Genomic DNA, 10,420 nt, shown 5'->3' on the forward strand with positions numbered 1-10,420 from the left:
CCCGCCGCGAGCGGCTGGCCCGGCTCGCGGCCGAGCCGCGCACCTTGATCTTCTACGAGTCCGCGCATCGGATCGAGGCGTCGCTGGCCGACATGGCCGCGGCGTTCGGCGAGGACCGCCACGCGGTGCTGGCGCGCGAACTGACCAAGCTGTTCGAGACCGTGCTCGACGGCGCGCTCGGCGAACTGCGCCAGCGCGTGGCCGAGGATCCGAATCAGCGCAAGGGCGAGTTCGTGCTGATCGTCGACGGCGCCGGCGAGGATGCCGACGCGCGCATCGTCGAGGGCCGTCGCCTGTACGCGAAGCTGGCCGATCACCTGCCGCCATCGACCGCGGCCAAGCTGGCCGCCGAGCTCAGCGGCGCGCCGCGCAAGGCGCTGTATGGCGGGTAGGGCGTCGGCCGGGTGGACATGCGCCTGATCCTTGCGGCATGCCACGAGGGTCTGCGGCGGAGGCGCCCCCCCCGTCCGCTTCGACCGCGAAGCTGTAGAATGGCAGCCGCGGAGTCGGCCAGACAGTCGCGTCACCCGCAAGGGTGCCGAGGAAAGTCCGGGCTCCATAGGGCACGGTGCCAGGTAATGCCTGGGCGGCGAGAGCCGACGGAAAGTGCAACAGAGAGCAGACCGCCGATGGCCCTGCCGTCGCCGAAAGGCGGAGGCGGGCACAGGCAAGGGTGAAACGGTGCGGTAAGAGCGCACCGCGAGTCCGGCAACGGACCGGCACGGCAAACCCCACCGGGAGCAAGACCAAATAGGGAGGCAATGCCGCGGCCCGCGGTGTCTCCGGGTAGGTTGCTTGAGCGCAGCGGCGACGTTGCGCCTAGAGGAATGACTGTCCACGACAGAACCCGGCTTATCGGCCGGCTCCGCCCCACCCACATGCCAACCCGGTGCGCAAAGCACCGGGTTGGCATGTGGGTGGGCTACGCCGTTCGCGCTTCGCGCGAAACCGGGCGATGCGGGGGCATCGCCCGGCCCGGCGCCATTCATCCGATCCCCCGCTCGCGCCTGCGGCGTTCGCGGCTCCCTTGCCAAGGGGGAGCGTGACCTTGCCGCCATGCGGCAATGCCACCCCAAGGTTTGCGTTGCAAACCTCGGGCCCCGGCTCGCGCTCCCGATCCCCCGCTCACGCCTGCGGCGCGAGCCGCCCCCTTGCCAAGGGGGCGCGTGACCTTGCCGCCATGCGGCAATGCCACCCCAAGGTTTGCGTTGCAAACCTCGGGCCCCGGCTCGCGCTCCCAATCCCCCGCTCGCGCCTGCGGCGTTCGCCGCCCCCTTGCCAAGGGGGCGTGGGCTGAGGGGTGGGACTGGGTGGGACCGCGTTCGCGGGTACTGATGCGGTCGTGGCCCTGCCACTGACGGCGTCGACGTCCCCGCAGGGCGCGCGGTGTCCGATTGCGGGCGGACGCTGCCGTCCGCGCTGCTGATGCTGCGTCGCAATATCCGGTCGCCGCGGCGGGCAGGGTGACCCGGGGTGGCGGTCTGGCTGAGCGATCTAGCTGAACCAGCCTTCACATCGTGCCGGTTCTGGGCTTTGTCTCAAAAAATGAGACGAAACAACACTTAGTGGATAAGTCTTGAACAAGTCTCTGAAGTTCGGCTTAAGCCATTGATGTGCTTGGTGAAATTTGTCCCGAAAAGTTGTTGACAACCCTGTGGGGCGTGCCTAAGGTGGGCATCCGAGGGAAAACCGGGATTTTTGTGGTTTTTCGTGGCCGGGAATGTCCGGATCCGACGTTCCCATCGACAGGCAGAAGGCAGACCCGCCCGCAGAGGCCGGCTTCCAACAGGTGACCCATGTTCCAGGGCGAGACCGCCATCACGATCGACGACAAGGGCCGGCTGGCGGTGCCCACCGCCTACCGCGACCTGGTCGCGTCCGAGTGCGGCAATCGGCTGGTGATCACCTACAACCCCTTCGAGTCGGGGTCGCTGTACCTGTATCCGCAGGCGGTCTGGGAGCGCATCCGCGACCAGGTCAATGCCCTGCCCAAGGTCAAGAAGGTCAATCGCGCGATGCAGCTGAAGCTGGTCGGCGCGGCGAGCCATGTCGAACTCGACGGCAATGGCCGCATCACCGTTCCTGCCAGTCATCGCGCCGCGGTCGGTATCGAACGCAAGGCGGTGTTGCTGGGCATGGGCGACAAATTCGAGCTGTGGAGCGAGCAGGCGCATCACGCGCAGATCCAGCAGACGGTGTCTGACGAGGATCTGAGCGAAGAGCTGCTCGATTTGCAGCTGTGAGGGGGGGTGGCATGGAGCGCGCATCGGCGCCATCCGGCCACCTCCCCGTGATGTACGCCCAGGTGTTGGACGGCCTGCGCGTGATCGGGGATGGAGCCTACCTGGACGGCACTTTCGGGCGTGGCGGTCACGCGCGCGGGGTGCTCGAACAACTCGGCCCCGGAGGCCGGCTGCTGCTGATGGACAAGGATCCCGAAGCGATTGCCGTGGCCGAACGCGAGTTCGGCGGCGATCCGCGCGTGTCGATCCGGCGCGGCAGTTTCGCCGCGCTTGCCGACTGGGACGCCACCGAGGCCGGACTGGACGGTGTGCTGTTCGACCTTGGCGTGTCCTCGCCGCAGTTGGACGTGGCCGAGCGCGGTTTCAGCTTCGGCAAGGACGGTCCGCTGGACATGCGGATGGACCCCGACAGCGGCGAGAGCGCGGCGCAATGGCTGGCGCATGCCGACGAGCGCGAGATCGCCGACGTGCTGTGGACCTATGGCGAGGAGCGGATGAGCCGGCGGATCGCGCGTGCGATCGTCGCTGATCGCTCGCGCGCTGCATTCACCCGCACCGCGCAGCTGGCCGAGCTGATCGCGCGGGTGATGCCGCGCGGCGATAGCAAAACCCATCCGGCGACCCGCAGCTTCCAGGCGATCCGCATCCACATCAATCGCGAGCTGGCCGACCTGGAGTCGGGGCTGGACGGTGCGCTTGAGCGGTTGAAGCCGGGTGGGCGGCTGGCGGTGATCAGCTTCCACTCGCTGGAGGACCGCGTCGTCAAGCAGTTCATCGCCCGCCACAGCAAGGCGCCGCCGGCGAACCGGCGGATGCCGGTCGAGGTCGCCTTCACCCCGCGGCTGCGCGCGATCGGCTCGGCGATCAAGGCCGAGCCCGGCGAGACCGAGAGCAATCCGCGTGCCCGCAGCGCGGTGCTGCGCGTGGCCGAGAAGCTGGCGGTCGCCGGCGGGAGGGGCGCATGACCCTGCGCCTGGCCCTGGTCGTACTGCTGGTCGCCAATCTGGCCAGCGCGCTGGCGGTGGTCTATGCGCGCCACCAGCACCGGCAGGCGTTCGTGCAGCTGAGCCGGCTGGAAAAGGCCCGCGACGAGCTCGACATCGAGTTCGGCCGCCTGCAGCTCGAACAGGCGACCTGGGCGGAGAGCAATCGCATCGACCAGGTCGCGCGCGACCGGCTCGGAATGAAGTTCCCGGAAGGGGATGAAATCGTGGTGGTGCGTCCATGAGCCCGCGCCGCCGCCCCGGCTCGAACTTCCGCGACTCGATGCGCGAGCGTATCGGTGGTCTGCTGCGCGACCGTCCGGGTGCGGGCAAGTCACGCAACCGAGTCCGTTACAACCCGCGCAACCGCCTGTTCCTGGTCGGTGGCGTGCTCGGCCTGTGCTCGCTGGCGCTGGTCGCACGCGCGTTCACCCTGCAGGTCGTCAACGCCGACTTCTACCGTCGCCAGGGCGACGAGCGGATCCTGCGCGAGATCGAGATCCCGACCTCGCGCGGCATGATCACCGATCGCAACGGCGAGCCGTTGGCGGTGTCGACCCCGGTCGAGTCGGTCTGGGGCAATCCGCAGGAGCTGCTCAAGGCGCCGGAGCGCATCCCCGAGCTGGCGGCGGTCCTGGGGGTGCCGGCCGACGGCCTGACCCGCAAGCTGACCCAGCGCGCCGATCGCGAGTTCATGTACCTCAAGCGCCGGATCAATCCCGACCAGGCGCGCGCGATCCTCTCGCACAACATTCCCGGCGTGTACTCGCAGCGGGAGTTCCGTCGTTTCTATCCCCAGGGCGAGGCGCTGGCGCACGTGCTGGGCTTCACCAACATCGACGACCGCGGCCAGGAGGGTCTGGAGCTGGCCTTCGACGAATGGTTGCGCGGCACGCCGGGCAGCAAGCGGGTGATCCGCGACAGCCGCGGCCGCATCGTCGAGAACGTCGAGCTGATCGAGGCCGCCCAGCCCGGTCATGAGCTGACCCTGACCATCGACCGCCGGATCCAGTACCTGACCTTCCGCGAACTGCGCGCGACCCTGGAGCGCACCGGCGCCAGCAGCGGATCGGCCGTGGTCCTGGATGTCGCCACCGGCGAGATCCTGGCGATGGCGAACCTGCCCACCTACAACCCCAACGCGCTGGGCGGGCAGCCGTCCGACGCGCGCCGCAATCGCGCGGTGACCGACGTCATCGAGCCCGGTTCGACGATGAAGCCGCTGACCGTGGCCGCGGCGCTGGAGGCCGGCGCGATCACCACGTCCACGGTGATCGACACCAGCCCGGGCTGGATGCCGAACGGCCGCTTCCGCACCAGCGACTTCCGCAACTACGGGGTCCTGGACGTCACCGGGATCATCCGCAAGAGCTCCAACGTCGGCGTCTCCAAGATCGTCCATCGCCTGCAGGACCAGCCGTACTACGACTTCCTGCACCGGATGGGCTACGGCCAGAGCACCCACAGCGGGTTCCCCGGCGAGTCGGCCGGGGTGTTGACCCCGCCGTCGCGCTGGAGCGGCACCACCAAGCAGACCATGTCCTACGGCTACGGGCTGTCGGCGACGCCGCTGCAGATCGCCTCCGCCTACGCGGCGCTGGGCAATGGCGGCAAGCTGATCGCGCCGACCTTCGTCAAGGGCCAGCGCAACGATCCGGCGCAGGTGCTGGATCCGCGCATCGCGCGCCAGGTGCTGCGGATGATGCAGACCGTGACCGAGACCGGCGGCACCGCGACCCAGGCCGCGATCCTCGGCTACCACGTCGCCGGCAAGAGCGGCACCGCGCGCAAGTTCAACAGCAGCGGCGGCTATTCGCGCCGCTACATCTCGTTCTTCGCCGGCGTGGTGCCGGTGGAGAATCCGCGCTTCTCGATGGTGGTGGTGATCGACGATCCCGATCCGGCCAAGGGCTACTACGGCGGTCTGGTGTCGGCGCCGATGTTCAAGACGGTGATGGACGGCGCGCTGCGGCTGATGGACGTGCCGCCGGACGATATCGAGACCTGGCTGGCGGCGCAGGCGGCCGAGGAGGCCAAGCGCCACAAGGCCGACGGGCGTGCGGCGAGTGTCGCCGGAGCGGGCGCCGCGACCCTGGCCGCGCAGGCGGCCGCCGCCCCGGAAGGTGTGCGATGAGCGCGGTGACCCGCAAGCGGACGCCATTGGCCGAGCTGTTGCCGGACGTGCCGGCGGTTCCGGCCGGGCTGGCGATCGGCGGCCTGGTGATGGACAGCCGCGAGCTGCAGGCCGGCGACGCCTTCGTCGCGATCGGCGGCTTCGGCACCCATGGCCTCAAGTTCGTCGACGACGTCCGCGCCAAGGGCGCCGCCGCGATCCTGTTCGAGCCGCCGGCCCCCGCCGACGCGCCGGCCCCGGCCGATGCGATCGCGGTCCCCGGACTGCGCGCGCGCCTGGGCGAGATGGGCGACCGCTTCTACGGTCGGGTCAGCGAGCGGATGGACGTGGTCGGGGTGACCGGCACCAACGGCAAGACCTCGACCGTGCAGCTGCTGGCGCAGGCCTGGTCGCTGCTGGGCACCACCAGCGGCACCATCGGCACGCTTGGCTCGGGCCTGTACGGACGGGCGATTGCGACCGGCTTCACCACCCCGCTGGTGCTGCGCCTGCATGCCTTGATTGCCGACCTGCACGCGCAGGGCGCCGACGCCTTGGCGATGGAGGTCAGCTCGCACGCGCTGGACCAGGGACGCGCCGACGGCGTGCATTTCGACGTCGGCGTGTTCACCAATCTGACCCGCGACCACCTCGACTACCACGGCGACATGGCCCGCTATGGCGCGGCCAAGGCGCGCCTGTTCGCATGGCCGGGACTGAAGGCCGCGGTGATCAATGTCGATGACGGCTTCGGCCGCGAACTGGTCCGTTCGCTGGAGGGCACGGGCCTGCGCGTGCTGGCCTGCAGCTCGCGCGGCACCGGTGGCGCCAATGTCACCGCGCGCCAACTGCGGCTGGATGCGCGCGGCCTGCTGTTCGAATTGGGTATCGACGGCGAGAGCTATCCGGTGACCTCGCCGTTGCTGGGCCGCTTCAACGTGGACAACCTGCTCGCCGTCGCGGGCGCGCTGGCCGCGTTGGGTCACTCGTCGGCGGAAGTCGCGCAGGTGCTCGGGCGGTTGCAGCCGATCCACGGCCGCATGAACCGCCTGGGCGGCGACGGCACCCATCCGCTGGTGGTCATCGATTACGCGCACACCCCCGACGCCCTGGAGCAGGCGCTGGCTTCGGTACGCGCGCACGCGGCGGCGCGGGTGATCTGCGTGTTCGGCTGCGGCGGCGAACGCGACCGCGGCAAGCGCCCGCAGATGGCCGCGATCGCCGAACGCCTGGCCGACGAGGTGATCGTGACCGACGACAACCCGCGCGGCGAGGACGGCGATGCGATCGTCGCCGAGATACTCGCCGGCTTCGCCAGCGCCGATGCCGTGATCGTGGAGCGCGATCGCCGCGTCGCGATCGAGCGCGCGATCGGCGCGGCCGGTCCGGACGACATCGTGCTGGTCGCCGGCAAGGGCCACGAGCCCTACCAGGAAATCGACGGCGTCCGTCACCCGTTCGACGATACCGAGGTCGCGCGTGCGGCGCTGGGGGTGGACGCATGAGGCCGCTGCAGCTGTCCGATATCGCGCGCATGACCGGCGGCCGGCTGTCCGGCGAGGACCGGGTGATCGACGTGGTCGCCACCGACACCCGTCACCTGCCGCCTGGCGGCGCGGTCTTGTTCGTGGCGATCCGCGGCGAGCGCTTCGATGGCCACGACCACGTCGAAGCGGCGGCCGGGGGCGGGGTGATCGCGGCGCTGGTCTCGCGCGAGATCGATTGCGCGCTGCCGCAGGTGGTCGTTGCCGATACCGAGCGCGCGCTGGGCGATCTCGCCGCCGCCGTGCAGCGCGAGCGCCACAACAAGGTCATCGCGATCACCGGCAGCAACGGCAAGACCAGCGTCAAGGCGCTGCTGGCCTCGATCATGCAACGCGCCGCCGCGACCTACGCGACCCCGGGCAACCGCAACAACGAGATCGGCCTGCCGCTGGCGGTGCTGGAAGCGCCGGAGGACGCGGCCGTGGCGATCTACGAGATGGGCGCGGGCAAGCCCGGCGACATCGCCTATCTGACCCGGATCGCGCCGCCGGACCTGGCGTTGGTCAACAACGTGGCGCCCGCGCACATGGAGCGCATGGGCAGCCTGCTGGGCATCGCCGACACCAAGGCGGCGGTCTACGACGCGCTGCCGGCCGATGGCGTCGCGGCGATCAACGCCGACGACGCGTTCGCCCCGTTCTTCGCCGAGCGCGCGCACGGACGCAGGCTGATCCGCTTCGGCCTGGAGGCCAGCGCCGAGGTCGGTGCGCGCGACATCCGCCTGCACGAGGGCGGCTCGCGGTTCGTGCTGACCACGCCGGTGGGCGAGGTCGAGGTCGCCCTGGCGATGCCGGGACGGCACAACGTCAGCAATGCGCTGGCGGCGACGGCGCTGGCGCTGGGCGCCGGTGCCGAACTGGCGACGATCGCCGCCGGCCTGGAGTCGGCGCAGCCGGTGGCCGGACGCCTGGTCGCCCACCGCCTGTCCGGCGGCGCGATGCTGATCGACGACAGCTACAACGCCAATCCCGGCTCCGCCGCGACCGCGATCGACACGTTGGCGTCGCTGGGCGGCGAGGGCTGGCTGGTACTCGGCGACATGCGCGAGATGGGCGCCGATGCCGGCTCCCTGCATGCCGAGGTCGGACGGCGCGCGCGCGCCGCCGGCCTGCGCCGCCTGTTCGCGCTGGGTCCGCTCAGCGCCGAGGCGGCGGCCGCGTTCGGAGACGGCGGCGAGGTCTTCGCCGATCACGACGCCCTGGCGGCCGCGCTCAACACCGGCCTTGCCGGAGCCGCGGGCGGGGATGTCCGGGTGCTGGTCAAGGGCTCCCGCGGCAGTGCGATGGAACGGATCGTGTCCGCACTGCTCGCCACAGACAATCCGGACGGAGCAGGCGCCCCGACCGCAGACGAAACAAGGGGGCCGCATGCTGCTTGAACTCGCCCGTTGGCTCGAACAGTTGCAGAGCGTATTCGGACTGTTCGGCTATCTGACCTTCCGCGGCATTCTCGCCGCCCTGACCTCGCTGGCGTTGTCGCTGTGGTGGGGGCCATGGGTGATCCGCCGGCTGGCCCAGCTCAAGGGTGGCCAGCCGATCCGCAAGGACGGTCCGGAGTCGCACTTCTCCAAGGCCGGTACGCCGACCATGGGCGGAGCGCTGATCCTGCTGACGGTGCTGGCATCGGTGCTGCTGTGGGGCGACCTGCGCAACCGCTACGTCTGGCTGGTGCTGGTGGTGATGGTCGCGTTCGGCTGGATCGGCTGGTGGGACGACTGGATCAAGATCGTCAAGCGCGATCCCAACGGCATGAAGTCGCGCTGGAAGTACCTGCTGCAGTCGCTGTTCGGCCTGGGCGCGGGCCTGTTCCTGTTCTACACCGCGGATGCGCCGGCGACGACCACCTTCTACATCCCGTTCTTCAAGGCGGTCGCGCTGCCGCTGGTCGGCATCACCTTCGTCGCGATCGCCTACTTCTGGATCGTCGGCTTTTCCAACGCGGTCAACCTGACCGACGGGCTGGACGGACTGGCGATCATGCCGACCGTGCTGGTCGCCTGCGCGCTGGGCGTGTTCGCCTATGCCTCCGGCCATGCCGAGTTCTCGCAGTACCTGCAGATCCCGCGGGTGCCCGGCGCCGGCGAGCTGGTGATCATCTGCGCGGCGATCGCGGGCGCCGGGCTCGGCTTCCTGTGGTTCAACACCTATCCGGCGATGGTGTTCATGGGCGATATCGGTGCGCTTTCGCTGGGCGCGGTACTGGGCACGATCGCGGTGATCGTCCGCCAGGAACTGGTGCTGGTGGTGATGGGCGGCATCTTCGTGGTCGAGACGCTGTCGGTGATGATCCAGGTCGCCAGCTTCAAGCTGACCGGCAAGCGGGTGTTCCGGATGGCGCCGATCCACCATCACTTCGAGCTGAAGGGCTGGCCGGAGCCGCGGGTCATCGTCCGCTTCTGGATCATCTCGGTGATCCTGGTCCTGATCGGCCTGGCGACGTTGAAGGTGCGCTGATGAGCGACTACGCCACCACCCGCCCCGGCAGCCGCCAGGCCACCCGCATCGACGACATCAAGGGTCGCTTCGACCCCTGGATCGTGGGTGCGGTACTGGCGCTGGCGTCGCTGGGCGTGGTGATGGTCGGTTCGGCCTCGCTCTACCAGGACAGCAATCCGTACCACTACTTCGGTCGCCATCTGGCCTTCCTCGCCGGCGGCGCGGTGCTGATGGCGATCGCGATGCGCAACGAGCTGAAGACGGTGGAGCGCTACAACCACCTGATGCTGCTGGGGTGCTTCGTGCTGTTGCCGCTGGTGTTCGTGCCCGGGCTGGGCGTGAGCGTCAAGGGCGCGCACCGCTGGATCAACCTCGGGGTGGCGGGCTTCCAGGTGGTCGAGGCGGTCAAGGTCTTCTTCATCGTCTGGCTGGCCAGCTACCTGGTGCGGTTCCGCGACGAGGTCAATGCGACCTGGATGGCGATGCTCAAGCCGATCGGCGTGGTCGCGGTGCTGGTGGTGCTGTTGTTGCTGCAGCCGGACTTCGGCTCCTCGTCCCTGCTGCTGGCGATCACCGCCGGCATGCTGGTGCTGGGCGGCGTGAACATGCCGCGGATGTTCGGGCCGGTGCTGGTCGGGCTGCCGCTGCTGGCGATCGTCGCGATCGCCGAGCCGTACCGGATGCGCCGCCTGACCTCGTTCATGGACCCGTGGGCCGACCCGTTCGGCAGCGGCTACCAGCTGACCAATGCGCTGATGGCGGCGGGCCGCGGCGAGTGGTTCGGCGTCGGCCTGGGCGGGTCGATCCAGAAGCTGTACTACCTGCCCGAAGCGCATACCGACTTCATCCTCGCGGTGATCGCGGAGGAGCTGGGCTTTGTCGGCGTCTGCGTGGTGATCGGCCTGTACGCGTTGCTGGTCGGGCGCGCGTTGTGGATCGGCCTGCAGTGCGTGGAGATGCGCCGCCATTTCGCCGGCTACCTCGCCTTCGGCATCGCCTTGTGGATCGGTCTGCAGAGCTTCGTTTCGATCGGCGTCAACCTGGGCCTGTTGCCGACCAAGGGACTGACCCTGCCGCTGATCTCCTCGGGCGGTTCCAGCG

9 protein-coding genes and 1 other RNA gene are annotated in these 10,420 nt (G+C 69.5%); all 10 read left to right on the forward strand.

The genetic code is table 11. The features are described from left to right. Nucleotides 1-392 (forward strand): SAM-dependent methyltransferase (locus tag FKV24_RS05260; protein WP_425481581.1); only part of this gene is annotated, 392 nt, incomplete at its 5' end. Nucleotides 393-502: 110 nt separating this feature from the next. Further along, an RNA gene (rnpB, locus tag FKV24_RS05265) (RNase P RNA component class A) lies at nucleotides 503-871 on the forward strand. A 925-nt stretch (nucleotides 872-1,796) separates the two neighbouring features. After that, nucleotides 1,797-2,243: a division/cell wall cluster transcriptional repressor MraZ gene (gene mraZ, locus FKV24_RS05270; RefSeq protein ID WP_111265646.1), complete on the forward strand. Its 447-nt coding sequence runs from the start codon at nucleotides 1,797-1,799 to the stop codon at nucleotides 2,241-2,243. Between the two features lie 11 nt (nucleotides 2,244-2,254). Continuing rightward, nucleotides 2,255-3,208 (forward strand): 16S rRNA (cytosine(1402)-N(4))-methyltransferase RsmH, encoded by a 954-nt coding sequence (gene rsmH, locus FKV24_RS05275; protein WP_141481632.1) that lies wholly within the window; start codon nucleotides 2,255-2,257, stop codon nucleotides 3,206-3,208. Continuing rightward, a complete protein-coding gene (ftsL, locus tag FKV24_RS05280; protein ID WP_111265648.1) occupies nucleotides 3,205-3,471 on the forward strand; it encodes a cell division protein FtsL in 267 nt (88 codons plus the stop codon). Before rsmH ends, ftsL begins: the two co-directional genes overlap by 4 nt. 38 nt (nucleotides 3,472-3,509) lie before the next feature. Then, a complete protein-coding gene (locus FKV24_RS05285; protein WP_111267955.1) occupies nucleotides 3,510-5,360 on the forward strand; it encodes a peptidoglycan D,D-transpeptidase FtsI family protein in 1,851 nt (616 codons plus the stop codon). Then, a complete protein-coding gene (locus tag FKV24_RS05290; RefSeq protein ID WP_111265649.1) occupies nucleotides 5,357-6,844 on the forward strand; it encodes a UDP-N-acetylmuramoyl-L-alanyl-D-glutamate--2,6-diaminopimelate ligase in 1,488 nt (495 codons plus the stop codon). Before FKV24_RS05285 ends, FKV24_RS05290 begins: the two co-directional genes overlap by 4 nt. Further along, nucleotides 6,841-8,262 (forward strand): UDP-N-acetylmuramoyl-tripeptide--D-alanyl-D-alanine ligase, encoded by a 1,422-nt coding sequence (locus FKV24_RS05295; RefSeq protein WP_141481633.1) that lies wholly within the window; start codon nucleotides 6,841-6,843, stop codon nucleotides 8,260-8,262. Before FKV24_RS05290 ends, FKV24_RS05295 begins: the two co-directional genes overlap by 4 nt. Beyond that, entirely contained in the window at nucleotides 8,252-9,337 is a 1,086-nt protein-coding gene (gene mraY, locus FKV24_RS05300) for a phospho-N-acetylmuramoyl-pentapeptide-transferase (protein ID WP_111265651.1), read from the forward strand. The genes FKV24_RS05295 and mraY overlap by 11 nt, the downstream gene beginning before the upstream one ends. Next, the coding region (gene ftsW / locus FKV24_RS05305; protein ID WP_141481634.1) for a putative lipid II flippase FtsW at nucleotides 9,337-10,420 on the forward strand (1,084 nt) is incomplete at its 3' end. The genes mraY and ftsW, both read left to right, overlap by 1 nt.

Origin of the sequence: Marilutibacter maris (assembly GCF_006546735.2) — a bacterium.
GTDB classification, from domain to species: Bacteria; Pseudomonadota; Gammaproteobacteria; order Xanthomonadales; family Xanthomonadaceae; genus Marilutibacter; species Marilutibacter maris.